19 protein-coding genes and 1 other RNA gene are annotated in these 17,887 nt (G+C 39.6%); 13 read left to right on the top strand and 7 right to left on the bottom strand.

Translation table 11 applies throughout. The features are described 5' to 3' along the window. Positions 1-32 precede the first annotated feature (32 nt). Positions 33-635, bottom strand: coding sequence for a Holliday junction resolvase RecU (recU, locus tag BANVL01_RS11085; RefSeq protein ID WP_066089197.1), 603 nt, complete (start codon positions 633-635; stop codon positions 33-35). Positions 636-825: 190 nt separating this feature from the next. Between recU and BANVL01_RS11080 the strand changes: the two genes are divergently transcribed. Then, positions 826-1,803 (top strand): DUF2515 domain-containing protein, encoded by a 978-nt coding sequence (locus BANVL01_RS11080; RefSeq protein ID WP_066089194.1) that lies wholly within the window; start codon positions 826-828, stop codon positions 1,801-1,803. Between the two features lie 35 nt (positions 1,804-1,838). Here BANVL01_RS11080 and BANVL01_RS27765 read toward each other — a convergent pair whose 3' ends face one another. Beyond that, complete coding sequence (locus BANVL01_RS27765) at positions 1,839-1,991, bottom strand: hypothetical protein (RefSeq protein WP_156487447.1); 153 nt, start codon at positions 1,989-1,991, stop codon at positions 1,839-1,841. Positions 1,992-2,143: 152 nt separating this feature from the next. Here BANVL01_RS27765 and BANVL01_RS11075 point away from each other — a divergent pair, with 152 nt between their 5' ends. Both BANVL01_RS11075 and BANVL01_RS11070 read left to right on the top strand, forming a co-directional pair. Next, entirely contained in the window at positions 2,144-2,419 is a 276-nt protein-coding gene (locus BANVL01_RS11075) for a hypothetical protein (RefSeq protein WP_066089191.1), read from the top strand. A gap of 81 nt (positions 2,420-2,500) precedes the next feature. Beyond that, on the top strand, positions 2,501-2,875 hold the full coding sequence (locus tag BANVL01_RS11070) for a YppE family protein (protein WP_066089188.1): 375 nt from the start codon (positions 2,501-2,503) through the stop codon (positions 2,873-2,875). A 20-nt stretch (positions 2,876-2,895) separates the two neighbouring features. On the opposite strand, the gene yppF is transcribed toward BANVL01_RS11070, so the two are convergent. Continuing rightward, positions 2,896-3,105, bottom strand: a complete 210-nt coding sequence (gene yppF / locus BANVL01_RS11065) for a YppF family protein (RefSeq protein WP_066089185.1) — start codon at positions 3,103-3,105, stop codon at positions 2,896-2,898. Between the two features lie 188 nt (positions 3,106-3,293). Between yppF and BANVL01_RS26720 the strand changes: the two genes are divergently transcribed. Further along, positions 3,294-3,851 carry a YppG family protein gene (locus tag BANVL01_RS26720; protein ID WP_082804953.1) on the top strand — a complete coding sequence of 186 codons (558 nt, stop codon included), beginning with the start codon at positions 3,294-3,296 and terminating at the stop codon, positions 3,849-3,851. 221 nt (positions 3,852-4,072) lie between these two features. On the opposite strand, the gene BANVL01_RS11055 is transcribed toward BANVL01_RS26720, so the two are convergent. Further along, positions 4,073-4,576, bottom strand: a complete 504-nt coding sequence (locus BANVL01_RS11055) for an Hsp20/alpha crystallin family protein (protein ID WP_235845534.1) — start codon at positions 4,574-4,576, stop codon at positions 4,073-4,075. 170 nt (positions 4,577-4,746) lie between these two features. Between BANVL01_RS11055 and hcp the strand changes: the two genes are divergently transcribed. After that, positions 4,747-6,045, top strand: a complete 1,299-nt coding sequence (hcp, locus tag BANVL01_RS11050) for a hydroxylamine reductase (protein WP_066089184.1) — start codon at positions 4,747-4,749, stop codon at positions 6,043-6,045. A 36-nt stretch (positions 6,046-6,081) separates the two neighbouring features. On the opposite strand, the gene BANVL01_RS11045 is transcribed toward hcp, so the two are convergent. Then, a complete protein-coding gene (locus BANVL01_RS11045) occupies positions 6,082-6,780 on the bottom strand; it encodes a Crp/Fnr family transcriptional regulator (RefSeq protein ID WP_066089181.1) in 699 nt (232 codons plus the stop codon). A 205-nt stretch (positions 6,781-6,985) separates the two neighbouring features. Between BANVL01_RS11045 and BANVL01_RS11040 the strand changes: the two genes are divergently transcribed. From BANVL01_RS11040 to BANVL01_RS11005, 8 genes are all read left to right on the top strand, one after another. Beyond that, complete coding sequence (locus tag BANVL01_RS11040; protein WP_066089179.1) at positions 6,986-9,280, top strand: DEAD/DEAH box helicase; 2,295 nt, start codon at positions 6,986-6,988, stop codon at positions 9,278-9,280. Beyond that, positions 9,280-10,545 (top strand): ribonuclease H-like domain-containing protein, encoded by a 1,266-nt coding sequence (locus BANVL01_RS11035; protein WP_066089176.1) that lies wholly within the window; start codon positions 9,280-9,282, stop codon positions 10,543-10,545. Before BANVL01_RS11040 ends, BANVL01_RS11035 begins: the two co-directional genes overlap by 1 nt. Before the next feature lie 412 nt (positions 10,546-10,957). After that, the gene (locus tag BANVL01_RS11030; protein ID WP_066089173.1) at positions 10,958-11,332 is read left to right on the top strand and encodes a CotD family spore coat protein; all 375 of its coding nucleotides are present in this window, start codon (positions 10,958-10,960) and stop codon (positions 11,330-11,332) included. A 129-nt stretch (positions 11,333-11,461) separates the two neighbouring features. Then, positions 11,462-12,019 carry an SLOG family protein gene (locus BANVL01_RS11025; protein WP_305781543.1) on the top strand — a complete coding sequence of 186 codons (558 nt, stop codon included), beginning with the start codon at positions 11,462-11,464 and terminating at the stop codon, positions 12,017-12,019. Between the two features lie 125 nt (positions 12,020-12,144). Next, entirely contained in the window at positions 12,145-12,447 is a 303-nt protein-coding gene (gene gpsB, locus BANVL01_RS11020; protein ID WP_066089166.1) for a cell division regulator GpsB, read from the top strand. An 81-nt stretch (positions 12,448-12,528) separates the two neighbouring features. Continuing rightward, positions 12,529-12,928: RNase P RNA component class B (gene rnpB / locus BANVL01_RS11015), an RNA gene on the top strand. Positions 12,929-13,099: 171 nt separating this feature from the next. Beyond that, positions 13,100-14,251, top strand: a complete 1,152-nt coding sequence (locus BANVL01_RS11010) for a THUMP domain-containing class I SAM-dependent RNA methyltransferase (RefSeq protein ID WP_066089163.1) — start codon at positions 13,100-13,102, stop codon at positions 14,249-14,251. A 23-nt stretch (positions 14,252-14,274) separates the two neighbouring features. Then, a complete protein-coding gene (locus BANVL01_RS11005; protein WP_066089160.1) occupies positions 14,275-16,197 on the top strand; it encodes an ATP-dependent DNA helicase in 1,923 nt (640 codons plus the stop codon). Between the two features lie 131 nt (positions 16,198-16,328). Here BANVL01_RS11005 and BANVL01_RS11000 read toward each other — a convergent pair whose 3' ends face one another. Further along, positions 16,329-16,628, bottom strand: a complete 300-nt coding sequence (locus BANVL01_RS11000; RefSeq protein WP_066089157.1) for a metal-sulfur cluster assembly factor — start codon at positions 16,626-16,628, stop codon at positions 16,329-16,331. A 13-nt stretch (positions 16,629-16,641) separates the two neighbouring features. Continuing rightward, positions 16,642-17,886 (bottom strand): hypothetical protein, encoded by a 1,245-nt coding sequence (locus BANVL01_RS10995; RefSeq protein WP_066089154.1) that lies wholly within the window; start codon positions 17,884-17,886, stop codon positions 16,642-16,644. Between the last annotated feature and the right edge of the window lies 1 nt (position 17,887).

Below are 17,887 nucleotides of genomic sequence, written 5' to 3'. Positions count from 1 at the left end.
CCTTTCTAACCTCTAACCATTATGTAAAATGGTTAAAATCTATCTATGATTTTAATATAGTCAATTCTTGGTTGATATCCAAGTGGAATGTGATGACCCTGTTGTTCAATTTCTTCTTTTGTGATTGATTTTCTTCCCCCATTGGCCATTCTTTCCCAAAAGGTTAACAAGTGTTTGGCTTCAAGCAAATAAACCTGCTCGAACCTTGAAAAGCGCAGAATAACAAAACAAATGCCTCCTTGATTAACGACTTCCTCCATATGCTGGATTTGATGCTGATGAAAATTTTTTAATGGAAAAGAGGTTGGGTTCTGTGTTTCCTTTGCTTCAAAATCAATATATTTTCCTTTATAGACGCCGTTATAGTCGGTAGTTGAAGCAAGTTTAAAATAGGCTTCTTTAATGACTGCTGCACTGCGATTAGGATAATCAACCTGGACGATTTGCACTGGTGTCGGTTTTTTATGAATGACGGCAATTTTTCTTTCTCGGTAAAATTCATTCGTTTCGTTTAAATCATCCTCAAGTGTCATACCGCGGTTACTATATGAGCTGTTTTTTCTATTTCCCCCAGTTCTAGCAGTCCCAATTTCATTTGGTGTGTACCTTTTTCCGTTTGGATAGTTAAAGTCCATGTTTTGCACCTCTCAAACTATTCCCTATCATATCAAATCTTTGCGAGATTGGCGTGTATAAAAAACCTTTGCAGGCACACCCTAATATAAATTGTACCGTGTTTGTCAAAGTTAAGCATGATTCAATTTTCGTAAAAGGATAAAGCCATCTGACTTATATTCTATTAAAAAAATCGTAAGGGAAGATACTATGAATCATTTTACGATACAGGAACAGACAATCATTCGTCAAATTCAAAGTGAAACGGATAAAAAGAATATCGATAATATTTCTAGAACCGCTGCCTATCTAGCCTATTTTAAGAATAATCCGGATATAATTTGGTCTTTCCTTGCAAGTATGGTCTCAAGAAATGGGGGCTGGAATATGTGTGACCTTGCAGGTTCAATATTTCCCCATTTGATCGCAGCTAAAACAAGAAAGCAGCTTTTCTTAACGTATGAGCGAGCTAATTGGCTCATTTTTCACGATGTATACCCGCAATTATTGGTCTATCAATATTCGACGAAAATAAATCGGCCAATGTTTCATTTACTTCCATATTTCAATGTTTCATCATTTATTCAAAAAGAATGGCAAAGATATTGGAAAGAAAACGACAAGGATAGGCTTACAACCGCTTTAATCATTAATGAGCAAAATGTGATTCAAACACCAGTAATCGATCATCCTGTTTATAAGAAAAAGGTATTCCGTTCACTGATTTTTTCCTTACAGGACTGGCTCCATTTTAGCTGTGTCTTGTTTCCAACCTGTGGTGGCGAAGTCTATGGGGCTAGTGTCAATGGCTTCAAATCTCTTTCGAAGAGAATAAACTTAGGAAAAAGACTTGCCGAGATTCTTTTCCATCCCCGGCTTTTTCCTTATTTTTTTGAATTCGCGGAAAAAACACCGCATACCGGTTCAAGGTATGATTATGAACAATATTTCAAAACAATGACCGTTCGGAACACACCGATGCTGCGAACGAGCTTCCCGGTTATTGCTCATCATCAGCATGTTTTTGATGATTGGAGTTTGCGAAGAAAGGTTTCCCCAGTATGGCTATATTTCCCTGTAAGGCATCAGCACCCCATCCATCTTACTGACTGGTACTTCGCTAAGTCGAACCAGCTTCAATTACTACTCTCAATCCAAAAAGTATTACAGTTGAAAAAATGGGAATAAAAAAAGCAAGGCATCCCTTGCTTTTTTTATTCTTGTTATGTTGAAGGACGATCTGGCCCTTCCATTTTTTTATCACCGTAGCCAACTCTTTTTTCTGCTTCTGATTGTGTTTGTTTATTGGTTTGTTTTTTCTTGTTGGACATAATAACACCTCCGATTATAGCTTGTACGATTTTGTGTTTTTTCATGCGAATTAGGGATTATGTCGAACTGTCATCTTGTAGAGGCAGTATTAACACTATCTTTGACGAATTGCTTCTAGTTTTGTCAAGCAAGAAGGAAGCGGATTAAAGAAGGAGAATACTACCTAATAAAATAGTGCGAGGAGGGTTTTTTTAAAATGAATAAGCCATTGGCTAATAAGGAAAAACTGCTGACCATGCTGACAGGAATATACGATCAATTAGAAGAATTGGAGTCCGTTCTCGAGGCATCTTTCTCCGAGCAACGCGTTCATTTGAACATGGAAGAACAAGGTAAATTAATTGTCCCGATACAAAAACTAGCTTTTATGGAAAAGGCATTAAAAAAGATCGACCCAATATATAATGAAGAAATTCCAGATTTCAATCCAAATCAGCTTTCAAAAACATTAAAGCTTGAATTAGGATATTAATTGCGGCAAAATAGTGGTATTGAATGAAAGCAGCACAAGTTATTATTGCTGCTTTTTTCTTTTATAGGAGGGGATAAAGATATGATGTCTGAAGAAATCATCCACATTACAGAAACTCTTCTCCAGCATAATCGTTTATTTTTAGAGTATTATCAGGAGGCACGGGAAACAGGAATAACTAAAGATTTTCATGAGGTCATTAAACCGTTTGCCGATGAAGTTAAGGCATTAACTGAGCAGTGGAAAGGAATTATGATAAAGTGGCTCGCAGAAACTTCACCCAAGCATATACATTTAAAGCAAATTGACACGACAACAGAACATATTGAACTGCTTTCCATACAGTGTTTTTTTTCGAACACTAGTAAAAAGAGATTCTTAGATACCAATCGAACCGTAGAATTCTTCCTCCAGGAAATTCTAAAAGAGGTTGGGAAAGATAAAAGAGATGCCTAACAGCATCTCTTTTATCTTGTTCAAGTATTTTCGATGAGGGAGTTTTCAATATCGATTTCAGGTATTACTGCGCCTTGGTTTTCAAGTTCACGAACAAGCTGGCGATATTCTTTAATGCTAATTTCGTTTTGAATATAAGCTTTCTTAGCAAAATCCATTAGTGCGTTAACATCATCTGTATTGTAATCCCGACTTTGAATAAATTTGCTTTTTAATTCACGAATATCCATTATATAGCTCCTCCTTCATCATTTTTTCCATCGTAACACGAAATAATGGAAAAGCTTAGTTTTTCAAATATTTAAACTTTAGACAGGATTCCCCTTAATTAGACATTGTACTAAGTTTCAAAATAAGCACCTTTCATTTCTTCCCTTCATAATGTGTAATAGAGAATATAAAGAGGAGATGTTTGCCCATGCTTGGTAATAAAAGACCAAATAACTATTTAAATTATGGATTATCGGGGCAAATGATGCACCAAGTTCCAATTGGTTACCATGGGAGTCAGCAGCCTTTAAATGTAAATCGTAATCAGCCGCATCATTATCAAACGCAGCCGCAAAATTACGAGTGGATGGCTTACCAACAACAAAATTCCTACTACCCGCAATACCAGCACCATGGTCAAACCTTTAAACCGGGATTTAACCCCCAAAATATGATCAACCCTAACCAGCCATACATGCAAAAGGATTCACAATTTTTATTCCACAATCCACTTGTACCAAAGGAAGACAAAGTTAACCATCAACCATACATGCCAATGAATGGTTATCCAATGATGAACCCTTACCCCAAACAAATTAATATGCCAAAAAACCCCGGCGGCGTGCAATCATTTATGAATTCCTTCAAGTCACAGGATGGGAAAGTGGATGTGAATAAAATGGTCAATACCGCGGGCACAATGATGAATGCAGTAACCCAGGTCTCATCCCTTGTCAAAGGATTTGGGGGAATCTTCAAAGTATAATAAGAAAAGCACAAGCGCCCTGTTCAGCGGCGTATGGCCTGGAGCACTCCAACTGAGATAAAGGAAACACGGTGAGCTTCGCTACCCGATGTTGACTTATCGTAGGGCGGAGAGCGGAAGGACACTAGCCGTTAGGGTGCTGGAGCTGGACAATTCTCGAAGTCGAAATTTGTACATTCTTATCTCTCGAAAAAGACGGCTATCGAAATAGCCGTCTTTTCCTATTCCTCAATTTCAATAATCTTGCCTTTTTCTTGTGGGATGCGAATTTGTAATAAACCATCTCGGTAAGAAGCCTTTACCTTTTTTTCATTAATCGCATGTGGAAGGGAAATCGTTCTTGATGATTGCTGCCGCATAAACTTGCGGCGATAAACTTGGTTGTGGTCGTCTTCTTCGGTTTCTAATTCATTATTTTCAACAGAAATGGTTAAATAGTTCCCGGTAATATTTAAATGAATTTGTTCTCTTTTAACACCGGGAAGCTCAGCAGTAATAATATGTTCCTTCCCAGTTTCAACTGAATTTACAGGAAAACCAGCTGCAGCGGGAAATGGTGTATTGAAAAAATCATCAATCGATTGTAAAAACCCACGGACTGGTTTATCTGTGAAGAAATCGTTCATTGATTTCACCAAATCACGAAAAGGTTCAGGCAACGGCTTTTTAGGGTTGTTTTTTTCATTTGGAGGCATGGATGACATTAACATTCCCTCTCTTTCCATTATTTCACTCCTTATCATATGCTGTAAGAACTAGGTAGGTGCCGTCATATTATTGCAATAACTTTTTGAACGATTTATTACAACTTGTTTCTTTGTGATAAACATCACATTAATTAGTTGCTAAAATTTATATGCTTTAGCGGTAATTTAATGGAAAGCGAGGAAACTATATGTTCTGTTATCAATGTGAACAAACTCCATCAGGTGGATGTACAATCATGGGCGTTTGTGGTAAAGATGAAACAATTGCAAGCTTACAAGACACAATTATTTTTGGATTAAAAGGGATTGCGGCCTATCGTACACATGCAAATCAACTAGGGATTACAGACAGCTTTGTTGATACGACAACACATGAAGCACTCTATTTAACATTAACGAACTCCAACTTCAATGTTCAAGAACATATCGACATGGCGATGAAAGTAGGGGAGGCAGCTGTCCGGGTAATGGAAATGCTCGATGAGGCGCACACAAAGCGATTAGGGATCCCTGAGCCTATTCGTGTTAGTCAAAACAAAATTGAGGGCAAATGTATCGTCGTTACAGGGCATAATCTGTTTGCCTTAGAGGAATTATTGAAGCAAACAGAAGGTAAAGGAATCAATATTTATACTCACTCTGAAATGCTTCCTGCCCATGGCTATCCGGCGTTAAAAAAATATTCTCACTTGAAAGGCAATATCGGCAAAGCTTGGTATGACCAACGCCGTCTTTTCGAACAATTCCCAGGCGCGATTCTAGCAACAACCAATTGCGTAATGCCAATCAAAGGAACCTATGCGGACAGAATGTTTACATATGAAGTGGCAGGACTTGAAAATGTTGAAAAAATTATTAACGATGATTTTGCCCCGTTAATTGACAGGGCATTAGAGCTTCCTGAAGCGGCAATCGATTCAGATGAAACATTGCTCACAGGCTTCCATCATGAAACGGTCCTAGGGATTGCACCTGAAGTCATTGACGCCGTCAAGGCTGGGAAAATTAAACGGTTCTTTGTCATAGCCGGCTGTGATGCACCTGGACATGGCGGTGATTACTATCGTGAACTGGCAACATCATTACCGCCGGAAACGGTAATTTTGACAACGTCCTGCGGTAAATTCCGTTTCAATGACGTTGACTACGGTGTTGTTCCAGGAACAGAGATTCCTCGTTACATCGATTTAGGCCAGTGCAACAATTCAGGCTCAACTGTGAAAATTGCAATGGCGTTAGCGGATGCGTTTGGTTGTGAAGTAAATGAACTTCCAGTTAGTATTGTTCTATCTTGGTTTGAGCAAAAAGCAGTAGCGATTCTGCTCGGGCTGTTCAGCTTAGGAATCAAGGATATCCGTATTGGGCCAAAACCGCCTGAATTTATCTCGGAAGGAGTATTGCAAGTCCTCCAAGATACCTTTAATTTAAAATTGATTGGTACAGCAAAAGAAGATATCGAAGAAATGCTTCAGCTGTCTATAAAATAATGTAAAGAACCGCAGCCTAGTGGCTGCGGTAGTTTTTTAGATAAGATTGATTTCTTCCATAAGAATCTCAACATCGACAATCATGTTTCCTTCATCATCTACTTCAATTAATTCTTCTTTTTTCATTTTTGTTAATGTCCGGCTAATCGTTTCTCTCGTCGTTCCAATCATATTGGCTAAATCCTTGTTGGTAAATTCGGACTTTAGAAGAATGGTCCCATCGTCTTGTTCCTCACCGTGTTTCTGCGCAATCCGGATAAGTAATTTGATAATTTGTTCATAAGTATTATTAAGAATTTGTTCCTCAAGCCGGTTTTGCAGATCAACAATTTTCTCGCCAAGCACCTTAAACACCTTAATACATAACTCAGGATTTTCAATCAGAACCGTTTCGAATTGGGAAATCGGCACGGCAATCAGCTTAGATGGTTCAAGCACCTCTGCATAGGCAGGGTAATCCCCTTTTCTGAAAAAGCCGACATGGGGAAACATCTCACCCTTTTTCATGATGGCGACAATCTGCTCTTTGCCATTGATATCACTTTTGTAAATTTTGATTTTTCCATCATAAATAAAATAGACGTTTTCAAGCGGGTCCCCTTGGAGGAAAACATGGCTTTGCTTTTTCCAATCCCTTGCAATCGCAATATCGGTAATCTTCGATAATTCAAACTCATTTAATTCGCGAAAAAGAGTGAAATCAGAAAGTACCTTTTTAATTTCTTCTATCCTCATTCTATCACCCTCAAATTATTTTCAATTACTATCTATTGTAACAAATATTCATCCAATAGTTTATTTTTAATTTAATGTAGTAGGAGCCGAAGTTGTTTTCTTTTGTTCATGGAAAATAATACCAGTTGTTTGGAAGAAAAAATTTTGTATTTTGCTTTTATCACGAACGTTCATTCGCTAGAATAGAGGTATTGGGGTGAGGATGATGAAGATAAAAAAAAGCCTGCCGGAAATACTGGCAGAATTACAAATAAATGATGACTTTAAAGAAAATATCGTTACCTGGCAAACAATCGAAGAGAAACCGGCACAATCCGTTCCAATGCCTGAAGACTTAGATCCGCTTTTAAGAAAAGCGCTTGAGAGCCGGGGAATTGAACAGCTTTATTCCCATCAAAGGTCTGCATATGATCAGATTCTAGAAGGTAGAAGTATTGTTGCGGTAACACCGACGGCTTCGGGAAAAACACTCTGCTACAATCTTCCTGTTCTACAAACGATTCTAGCGAATCCGAGTGCGAGAGCTCTTTATATGTTCCCGACAAAAGCGCTGGCACAGGATCAGAAGAGTGAAATCAATGAAATTATTCAAGCGGCCGGTGCCGATATTAACAGCTACACGTATGATGGAGATACACCAGCCAATATCCGCCAAAAGGTAAGGAAGGCAGGGCATGTGGTCATTACCAACCCTGATATGCTCCATTCAGCCATTTTACCGCATCATACGAAATGGGTATCATTGTTTGAAAATCTTAAATTTGTCGTTATTGATGAGCTTCATACCTATCGGGGCGTATTTGGAAGCCATGTTGCCAATGTTATTAGAAGATTAAAACGCATTTGCCATTATTATGGGAGTAATCCTGTGTTTATTTGTACATCGGCGACGATTGCCAATCCATTAGAGCTTGCACAAAACTTGACGGAAGAGACAATGAGCTTAATTGATAACAACGGTTCGCCGAGCGGGACGAAGCATTTTCTCTTTTATAACCCGCCGATTGTGAATAAGCCGTTAAATATTAGAAGAAGTGCCACCTTAGAGGTTCGGAAGATTGCCGGTGAACTATTAAAAAATAAAATTCAAACGATTGTTTTCGCCAGAAGCAGAGTCAGGGTCGAAATTATCTTGACCTACTTACAGGAATTGGTAAAAAACCAACTAGGGGCTAAATCCATTATGGGCTATCGGGGCGGCTATCTGCCAACAGAACGAAGAAAAATTGAGAAGGGACTCCGGTCTGGTGAAATATACGGGGTCGTCAGCACGAACGCACTCGAGTTAGGCGTTGATATTGGTGCGCTTCAGGTCTGCATTATGACGGGCTATCCAGGTACGATATCAAGTGCATGGCAGCAGGCAGGAAGAGCAGGAAGAAGGCATGGGGAGGCCCTTGTCATCATGGTCGCCAGCTCAAGTCCGCTCGATCAGTATATCATCCAGAACCCTGATTACTTTTTTAATAAAAGCCCGGAAACAGCCCGAATTAATCCGGATAATCTAATCATCTTAATTGATCATATGAAATGTGCCGCCTATGAACTTCCGTTTAAAGTTGGGGAGCAGTTTGGTAAGGTCGAAACGGAAGAATTGCTGGAGTATTTAACCGAGGAACGAGTCCTTTATCGTAACGGGAATAAATGGCATTGGATGAACGATTCTTTTCCGGCACATAACATTAGTTTACGATCGGCTTCACAGGAAAATGTGATTATTGTTGACCAATCCGATGTGGCAAATGTAAAAGTCATCGGGGAAATGGATCGCTTTTCTGCGATGACGCTTCTCCATGATGAAGCCATTTATTTACATCAAGGGACACAATTCCAAGTTGAGAAGCTTGATTGGGACGAAAAGAAGGCATTTGTCAGGGAAGTAGATGTCGACTATTTTACCGATGCCAACCTCGCTGTCCAATTAAAGGTATTAGAGGAGGACAAGCTCCAAACCTTTGATGATACCGAAATTGGCTTTGGGGATGTCAGTGTCCGGGCAATGGCAACGATTTTTAAGAAAATTAAATTTGAGACCCATGAAAACATTGGGTCAGGGCCAATCCATCTCCCTGAAGAAGAGCTTCACACGAATGCGGCTTGGATTTCTTTAAATAAGCCGTTCGCTGATATCGGGCATGAACGACTTGAACAAGGACTGGTAGGAGCCGCACATGCGTTAAATCATATTGCTCCGCTATTTGTAATGGCCGACCCGCAGGATATTCATGTCATTCCGCAAGTAAAGGCTGACCATAATGAGAAGCCAACGATTTTCTTTTATGATCGTTATCCGGGAGGAATTGGCTTAAGTGAAAAAATCCACAGCGGGATGTCAGAAGTATTTGCCGAAACAAAAAAAATGATTGACCGCTGTCCATGCGAATCCGGCTGTCCATCATGTATTGGAGCAGATACGGTAAGTGAAACAGCCAAAAAGGATACACTAAAAATTATTAATTCATTTTTAGAACCTTCTGAATCGGACAAGGAAGTGCAGTAATGTCGTTAAAAAGTAAATTGAATCGCTTAAAGCCTCATTTATCCGTGGCGAGCCAGTCTGTAAAAGTCGATAACCAGTCTGATCCTGGTAAGATTGACGTACCATACCTCGAGCGCTGGGAACAAGAAGGGGTGTTCCCTTATTTCCTCGGTCAAGATTACTGCTTAATCAGGGAAGTGAAATACCCGCTTTCACAGCAGCATGGACAATATTGTTTCCGGGATTTTCTTACTGCGGTGGACATCTGGAACAAGCGTCCGATCAATCACCCATTATCTGCACGAGGGCATCTCGCAGAGGAACTATTCTTCTTTGATACAGAAACGACGGGACTTGGCGGCGGGGTAGGTAACACCATCTTTCTCCTTGGTTATGCCAGCGTTTCTGGAGAACAGCTTGTATTAAGACAGCACATCCTGCCGCACCCGGGTGCCGAAGTTCCTTTATATCAAAGTTTTTTAGAAAAGGTGAATTATAAAACGCTAGTCACCTATAATGGAAAATCGTTTGACTGGCCGCAAGTCAAAACAAGGCATACCCTCGTGAGGGAACATGTCCCAAAGCTCCCAGCATTTGGCCATTTTGATTTATTCCATGGTGCAAGAAGGTTATGGAAGCATAAATTAGAACGTTTGAAATTAGCTGTTGTAGAAAAAGAAGTTTTAGGAGTAGAGAGAATTGATGATATTCCCGGATATTTGGCGCCGATGATTTATTTTGATTTTATTGAAAGTAAGACACCTGATGGCATGCTTGGGATTTTAAAACATAATGAAGTGGACATTTTATCACTTGTAACGCTGTATACTCATCTCACCTTTCAACTATGTGGGATCGATGCGTTACAGTCAAGACCTGAGTCCTATGAAGTGGGGCGCTGGTTTGCCTCATTAGGAGAAAAGAGTGAGGCGGAACAAGTTTTGGGTAAACTGACGACTGGCAGTGATATGACTTCCTTCCAGGCAAAGCTTACCCTGGCCTTTCAGAGAAAAAAAGAACGTAACTGGGAAGTCGCAAGAAGATTGTTCGTGGATGTTGTCAACTGTGGTGATAACCGAATGAGTTTGGAAGCTTGTATAGAACTTGCAAAAATCTATGAGCATAGATTAAAAGATTACCAACTAGCCATTGATTACTGTCAAAAGGCCATTTTGTTCAGAACGCAATCGAAAAAAACAGTCAAATTATCTGGCCAATTGACTACGGAACAGCTTCAAGTCAGGCTAAATCGCTTAGAACGAAAATATGCAAAATTTCCTGGGTAAGCGCAAAATTCGGCAAAAATACCGATGAGAATTTTATTTTCAGCAAAGTTCGATTATTTGCCACAAATCTGTAATAAATCCTGCAAAAAATCAGCATTTCGATATTGTTTATCAAAGCTAAATCAGGTAAAATGTGAAGTTGGATTGAGCAATAAACGACGAAAAAGCTTATGGAGCTGGTATTATGTACAAAGCAATATTATTCTTGTTTTTTATTGTCGTATGTTTGACTGCTTTTGTGTTTACAAACTTAAAAGATGGCTTTTATTCCTTATTATAAGAAAACTAGGCAGGGTGGAAGTTGGAAATATTCATCCTGATTAGTGAAAAATAGGTATTTTCATTAGTACAAGAGTAACTCCTTCAACATAGGCTGTTAATGTAAACAGAATAATTGAAGGGAGAGTATTATATGTATCTTGGAACCAATTTTATGCCGCCAGTCATTCATCCGACTAATCAAATTGTCAACCATACGTTCTCAACAACGGTGGTGCCACACGTTCATCCAACACATGTTACAACAGTCAATCACCATATGTACCAACATAAACATTACTGTTGTGAAACAGCTTCATGCTGCGAAGATGTGTGTAGTCAACAAATTAACTGCTGTAACCCATGTGCACCAGGCGGAATGCCAGGCTTTGGAGCAGGAGTCCCAGGCTTTGGAGCAGGAGGCCCAGGCTTTGGAGCAGGAGGCCCAGGTTTTGGAATGGGAGGCCCAGGCTTCGGACCAGGAGGCCCAGGCTTCGGACCAGGACCATTCATGGGTCCTAGACCTTAAGTGCAAGTGATGTCGATTGCAAGGGCTTCTTAGCCCTTGTTTTTTAACGATTACTTATTAATATGATATGCTCTTTGTATAAAAATGTTTGTCCATTTTAAATTTTTTTTGCAGAGGGGGACGTTTTTGATTAAAGTGCTGGCTATTTCGGGTTATAAACCCTTTGAATTAGGTATATTTAAGAATGACCATCCTTCTGTCCTCTTTATCAAGGCAGCGATTAAGAAATCTTTAATACCACTGGTTGAAGAAGGATTAGAATGGGTGCTGATCAGTGGTCAATTAGGTGTGGAACTGTGGGCGGCTGAAGTTATTTTTGATTTACAAACAGATTTTCCTGATATTAAGCTGGCGGTAATTACTCCTTTTCTAGATCAAGAGGCATCATGGAAGGAAAATAACAAGGAATGGTATGAGTCTGTGCTTGCACGAGCAGATTTTATTGATTCAGTGACAAAAAAAGGCTATGAGAAACCGTGGCAATTTCGCTTGAAAAATCAATTTTTTATTGAAAAAAGCGATGGAATTCTGCTTCTTTATGATCAGGAAAAGGAAGGAAGCCCAAAATATCTATATGAAATGGCAATCCAATATCAAAAGGAAAATGCTTATCCTCTTGAGCTTATTACTTTTTACGACTTACAAATGATTGTTGAGGAAGAACAATATAAACGGACTGATTTTTAAGGAATGATTAAGCAATTTGTTCATATATTAAACTGATTGTAATCTTTGAAACAAAAGAAAATTGACAAAAGAGGTTATTTTTGAAAAAATATAGGGAATGATTGGCTAAACTTGAGGTGATTTAGATGCTATCCGATAAAGTAAAATTAACTGCTAAGGATATTTTGGAAAAAGAGTTTAAAACAGGTGTACGTGGTTATAAGCAAGAAGATGTGGATAAATTTTTGGATTTAATTATTAAGGATTATGAAACCTTTCATCAGGAGGTCGAGGATCTGCAGCAAGATAATCTTCGACTGCGTAAACAGCTCGAGGATTCTTCAAAAAGGCAGCCAGTGGCGCAGCCTGCTGGAACAACAAACTTTGATATTTTAAAGCGTTTATCCAATTTAGAAAAACATGTTTTTGGCAATAAACTTTACGATTAACAGATTATGCCGGGTTTTCCTAATAAAAACTATTGAATTTACAGCAAGAAATACATATAATAATAAATGTATTCATTAATTACGTTCGGGTAATCGCTGTAAGAAGCATTTGCGTTCTTGCAGAGGAAAGTCCATGCTCGCACAAGCTGAGATGCTCGTAGTGTTCGTGCCTAGCGAAATCATAAGCTAGGGCAGCTGAGTCAAGACTCAGTTGACGGCCGGGAAAATACCTAAGTCCTTTGGATATGGTATGAATACCTATAAAAGTGCCACAGTGACGGAGCCTTTCTAGAAATGGAAAGGGTGGAACGGGTAAACCCCACGAGCGAGAAACCCAAATAATGGTAGGGGCACTTTCTCTGAGGAATTCAACGAGGAGAAGGACAGGTTCCAATGTGAATCTGTAGATAGATGATTACCACCTAAGTACGAGGCATCACTGCCGTTTGCAGTACTATGGTACAGAACATGGCTTACAGAACGTTATTAATGGGAATTTTGCTGGATCATAATCGGCTCTCCTCATATGGGGAGCTTTTTTATTGGCGAAAACTGCATCCCTTTGTTTCTTTTTGTCAATAATGAATCTGATAAACTAAGTTCATAAGAAGAAAATACATACATACACTTGAAATGGATTAAGGGTGAAAATATGGGAAACTATCAATTAATCGCTACTGCGGCGATGGGGCTCGAAGCTCTGGTTGCCAAAGAGGTACGGTCGTTAGGATACGACTGTGAAGTGGAAAATGGGAAAATTATCTACTCTGGGGATGAATCTGCGATTGCCCGCAGTAATTTATGGCTGCGCACGGCAGACAGAATCAAGATAAAAGTTGGCGAATTTAAGGCCTTCACGTTTGATGAATTGTTTGAGAAGACGAAGGCACTGCCATGGGAAAAATATCTCCCAGAAGATGCGGAATTTCCGGTCATTGGGAAGTCAGTCAAATCAAAGCTGTTCAGTGTTTCCGATTGTCAGGCAATCGTCAAAAAAGCAGTGGTTGAACGGATGAAGAAACAGTATAAGCGTGACAGCTGGTTTGAAGAAACGGGTGCTCTTTACCGCATTGAAGTAGCTTTGTTAAAAGATGTGGCTACAATTACGATTGATGCCAGCGGTCAGGGCCTGCATAAACGCGGCTACCGACTCGATCAAGGGGAGGCACCATTAAAAGAAACACTGGCTGCTGCGCTTGTTTTGTTAACCAACTGGAAGGCTGACCGTCCTTTTATGGATCCTTTCTGCGGCTCCGGCACCATTCCGATTGAGGCGGCAATGATAGGACAAAATATCGCTCCGGGCTTTAACCGAGAATTTGCATCAGAGGGCTGGAAGTGGATTTCGCCGAAAGTATGGGATGATGCCCGGATAGAAGCAGAAGATTTGGCAAAATATGACCAGCCGCTAGACATAACCGGGACAGATATTGACCACAGAATGGTGAAAATGGCTCAAGAAAATGCGGTCGAGGCTGGTTTTGCAGATATCCTCCATTTTAAACAAATGCAGGTTAGAGATATTACGACCAGCAAGGAATACGGGGTTATTATTGGGAATCCACCATATGGCGAAAGACTCGGGGAGAAAAAGGCTGTCGAGCAGATGTATAAGGAAATGGGCCAGGCCTTCAACAAACTCGATACATGGTCCAAATATATTCTGACATCAAATGAAGACTTCGAGCAATTTTATGGGAAGCCGGCAACGAAAAAGAGGAAGCTATTTAATGGCTTTATTCGGACGGACCTTTATCAATACTGGGGTAAAAAGCCCCCGCGTCAAAATACAATTGTGGAATAGACGGTTTTTATGGGGGGAATAAGATGCAGAATCGAATGCCATTTGAGGTTTCAAAGACTGAATCGTTTTATGATAAATTAAGCGAATGGATTGGCGACTTATTTTATGATATTTTGCCAGAAGCTGGTTTCGAACTTAGGGATGAGCAAATTTTTATGGCTTTTCAACTTGAAAAGGCGTTTAAAGATAAAAAAGTAATCTTTGCTGAAGCGGGTGTGGGAACCGGGAAAACGATTGTTTATTTACTTTACGCGATTATGTACGCTAGATACACGAATCGGCCAGCTGTCATTGCATGTGCAGATGAAACTTTAATTGAGCAGCTCGTCAAAAAAGAAGGCGATATTGCCAAATTAGAGAAAGTATTGAAGCTGAATATTGATGTTCGGCTGGCAAAATCGCGTGATCAGTACTTATGTTTAAAAAAGCTGGATCAGGTTAGAAATGATGATTTTTCAGATGAAATTTCTGAAATTTATCTCAAGCTCCCTGATTTCGTCCACACGGCAGGCTCGATGCAGTCGTTTGAAAAATATGGGGACAGAAGAGATTATCCCACTTTGTCAGATGAACGATGGTCTGCTGTTAATTGGGATCCTCTTCAGGATTGCTTTGCCTGTGAAAAGCGCCATCGCTGCGGGCTGACTTTACATCGGGATTTTTATCGCCATTCTACCGATTTAATCATCTGTTCACATGATTTTTATATGGAACATATTTGGACGAAGGAATCGCGAAAGCGGGAAGGTCAGCTGCCGCTATTACCGGAGCATTCTTCTGTTGTTTTTGATGAAGGACACCTGCTGGAATATGCCGCCCAGAAAGCGTTAAGCTACCGCTTTACCGATTATACATTAGATACCCTCTTAACAAGGTTAATGGAAAATGAAGTGCGAGATAAGACGTTGTATACGATTGAAGAGGCTTTATTAGAAAATGAAGCATTTTTCGATGCGATTTCCCAGTACTCTGCGCTATCACAAGGCTCAGAAAAACAAGTCATTACCAAACATCCATTAGTAATGAAATCGTGCCGAAAACTACTTTCAACCTTGCAAACATTGGAGGAAGAGTTGGTCTTTGAAAGTGAGTTATATGTTATTAATGAGTATGACCTGAAAATTGTGGAGGAGTATGTGGAACAAATCACCTACTCATTATCCCTTTTCCTGCAGGAATTAAACGGAATCACTTGGTTTGAAGAGGACAAGGGTGAACGGACGCTTGTGATCATGCCGAAAATGGTTGAAGAGGTAATGCGCGATGAGGTGTTCTCACAGAAAAAGCCGTTTGTTTTTTCGTCTGCGACACTGGCAAATCAAAAATCGTTCGATTATATTACAAGTAGTCTTGGTGTGAAGGAATACTTATCCTTCTCGGTCGCATCTCCTTTTGACTACGAAGATAAAATGAAGCTGTTCCTGCCAAGGTTTTCGAACAATGATATTAACCAAAAGACAGACTATCTGCTTGATCAAGTACGCCAATCAGAAGGCCGGGCGCTCATTCTGTTAAATAATAAAGATGAGCTGGCACATGTTAAGGAAAGGCTTTCTAAAACAGTCCCATACCCGGTCTATTTCGAAGGGGATGAAGAAATCAGCACGCTCGTATCGAAGTTTCAAAATGAAGAGCATGCGGTTCTTTGTTCGATTCACCTTTGGGAAGGTCTTGATATCCCAGGCAGATCGCTAGAAAATGTCTTGATTTTTTCGCTGCCATTTCCTCCAAAGGACCCAGTTTTTACGGCAAAGAGAGATGGGGCAGACAATCCGTTCTTAGAGGTGGATTTACCTTATATGCTCCTCCGTCTGCGTCAGGGAGTAGGGCGATTGATTCGAAGTGAACAGGATCAGGGAACGGTTCATATTTTATTGGACGAAGATATTGCTCCTGGTGTGTTAGAAAAAATCAAAGAAGTTATGCCAACCGAGGCAATAGAATAAAGAGGAAGCGCCACATTAGCAGGCGCTTCCTCTTTATTTTTAGCCGAAAGGAAAGTATAACTTTCCTTTCAGGCATAAGTGCAACTACGCCACTGTCTTCGCCTAACGGCTTGCCAATCGGCGAGTTTTCTTTATCTACCCAAATAACTTTTACCTTCGGCGGTCATTTTATCAGGCGACCAAGCAGGTTCCCAGACTAGATTGACCTCCACCTTTCTTGTTCCCTCGATTCCTTCCACACAATAGCGAACCCCGCTTGTAATGCTGTCATGAAGCGGGCATCCGGGAGTTGTCAGCGTCATCGTAATGGTAACATCAGCATCATTAGCAATTTCAACATTATAGATTAGGCCTAAATCAACAACGTTAATATTTAACTCCGGATCATAAACAGTTTTTAACTCATTAAGGACTTTTTCTTGTAAATTCATGGTAAACACCTCACTATTTTTTTAGAACGCTAAGAATACTGTAAGAAATAAGAATAAACACAATGGATAGCACAAACTGACCGATGTTAAAAAGGATTGCTGCTTTTGAAACTAATGCAATAAAGACAATTAAAACAGCGGCGATGAATAACGAAAATAAAGGAACAACCACCTTTTCATTCATCATCTCTTTTAAGGAAGGAACCTTATTTTTACCGATTTCCTTACTATATTTATACGTCCACCAAAGGAATGGAACAATCTTATATAAATAACCAACAATACTTAGGACAATCCACAGTAATAAATAGCCATAAATCAATGGACCTGCAAGCACTGAAAATGACTTTGTCCATAGGACGATAAAGGCTGCTAAATGTATGAGATTTCCAAAGCCAATCGCTATTAACGCGAAGGTAAACGGTTTATCCAGTTTTTTCTTTAATCTTTTTTTAATGATGATGCTTATATGCCAGCTGAAAATTGAAAATCCAGCTAATAGTAAAAAGAAGCCAATTTTTAAAAGAACACTATTATCAGCAATGAAAGATATAATCGTCATCACTAGGCCTGATATGTATACTCCATACACATATCGCGCCTGAACCATCGGAAACCCATGAGATAGGGAAAACATTGGCACCATCTTATAGGAGAATCCGAAGATTAATAACGTAAACCAGCCTGTTATTCCCATTAATAGATGAATCTTAAAAATTGTTTGATAGTATTCGATTCCAATCCCTGTTTTTAAACAATAAATTAAAGTTATTCCTATGAAAATAGTTATAAACAAGCAAACCAATGCTGAACCAACAAAAGCGGTAAGAATAGTTGGTTTTGCCTGCCTTTTTAATGTCATCACCATTTGAAATAAGAACATTAATATACCAAGTAAGGTAAGGACCCCTGGAATGATGGCCTTTTGCGGTGACCAATAAAGCATACCTGAAAACGACGCAATTCCTACTGCAGTTACGAAAAATTGGATAAAGCCAAATTTTTCATTCCATATGTTTGTAAGAAAAGCAACAGGAACAAGCTGGTACATCGCTCCCATTGCCACCATTAACGCCCAGCCAAGGATTAATAAATGTGCTGAGGACCAGATAGCCGGAATTCTAAAACTTCCGTCCACCATCATCTGTCCATTTACTAAAAGAAGTATTTGGGAAAAAACTAGAGCGATAATACTAAATATGATAAATGAGAAAGGAAGCTTCATATTTGTTTCATTTCCCATGTTTTGAGGAAGCATG

This window comes from Neobacillus novalis NBRC 102450 (assembly GCF_001591805.1).
GTDB classification, from domain to species: domain Bacteria; phylum Bacillota; class Bacilli; order Bacillales; family Cytobacillaceae; genus Neobacillus; species Neobacillus novalis.
The sequence above is the reverse complement of the archived record's forward strand: the minus strand, read 5'-3'. Positions and strand labels throughout refer to the sequence as shown.

Bases quoted from the DNA above. Each gene is read 5' to 3' on its own strand.
- recU (WP_066089197.1), bottom strand. From the start codon at position 635: ATGGACTTTAACTATCCAAACGGAAAAAGGTACACACCAAATGAAATT.
- BANVL01_RS11080 (WP_066089194.1), top strand. From the start codon at position 826: ATGAATCATTTTACGATACAGGAACAGACAATCATTCGTCAAATTCAA.
- BANVL01_RS27765 (WP_156487447.1), bottom strand. From the start codon at position 1,991: ATGAAAAAACACAAAATCGTACAAGCTATAATCGGAGGTGTTATTATG.
- BANVL01_RS11075 (WP_066089191.1), top strand. From the start codon at position 2,144: ATGAATAAGCCATTGGCTAATAAGGAAAAACTGCTGACCATGCTGACA.
- BANVL01_RS11070 (WP_066089188.1), top strand. From the start codon at position 2,501: ATGATGTCTGAAGAAATCATCCACATTACAGAAACTCTTCTCCAGCAT.
- yppF (WP_066089185.1), bottom strand. From the start codon at position 3,105: ATGGATATTCGTGAATTAAAAAGCAAATTTATTCAAAGTCGGGATTAC.
- BANVL01_RS26720 (WP_082804953.1), top strand. From the start codon at position 3,294: ATGCTTGGTAATAAAAGACCAAATAACTATTTAAATTATGGATTATCG.
- BANVL01_RS11055 (WP_235845534.1), bottom strand. From the start codon at position 4,576: ATGGAAAGAGAGGGAATGTTAATGTCATCCATGCCTCCAAATGAAAAA.
- hcp (WP_066089184.1), top strand. From the start codon at position 4,747: ATGTTCTGTTATCAATGTGAACAAACTCCATCAGGTGGATGTACAATC.
- BANVL01_RS11045 (WP_066089181.1), bottom strand. From the start codon at position 6,780: ATGAGGATAGAAGAAATTAAAAAGGTACTTTCTGATTTCACTCTTTTT.
- BANVL01_RS11040 (WP_066089179.1), top strand. From the start codon at position 6,986: ATGAAGATAAAAAAAAGCCTGCCGGAAATACTGGCAGAATTACAAATA.
- BANVL01_RS11035 (WP_066089176.1), top strand. From the start codon at position 9,280: ATGTCGTTAAAAAGTAAATTGAATCGCTTAAAGCCTCATTTATCCGTG.
- BANVL01_RS11030 (WP_066089173.1), top strand. From the start codon at position 10,958: ATGTATCTTGGAACCAATTTTATGCCGCCAGTCATTCATCCGACTAAT.
- gpsB (WP_066089166.1), top strand. From the start codon at position 12,145: ATGCTATCCGATAAAGTAAAATTAACTGCTAAGGATATTTTGGAAAAA.
- BANVL01_RS11010 (WP_066089163.1), top strand. From the start codon at position 13,100: ATGGGAAACTATCAATTAATCGCTACTGCGGCGATGGGGCTCGAAGCT.
- BANVL01_RS11005 (WP_066089160.1), top strand. From the start codon at position 14,275: ATGCAGAATCGAATGCCATTTGAGGTTTCAAAGACTGAATCGTTTTAT.
- BANVL01_RS11000 (WP_066089157.1), bottom strand. From the start codon at position 16,628: ATGAATTTACAAGAAAAAGTCCTTAATGAGTTAAAAACTGTTTATGAT.
- BANVL01_RS10995 (WP_066089154.1), bottom strand. From the start codon at position 17,886: ATGCTTCCTCAAAACATGGGAAATGAAACAAATATGAAGCTTCCTTTC.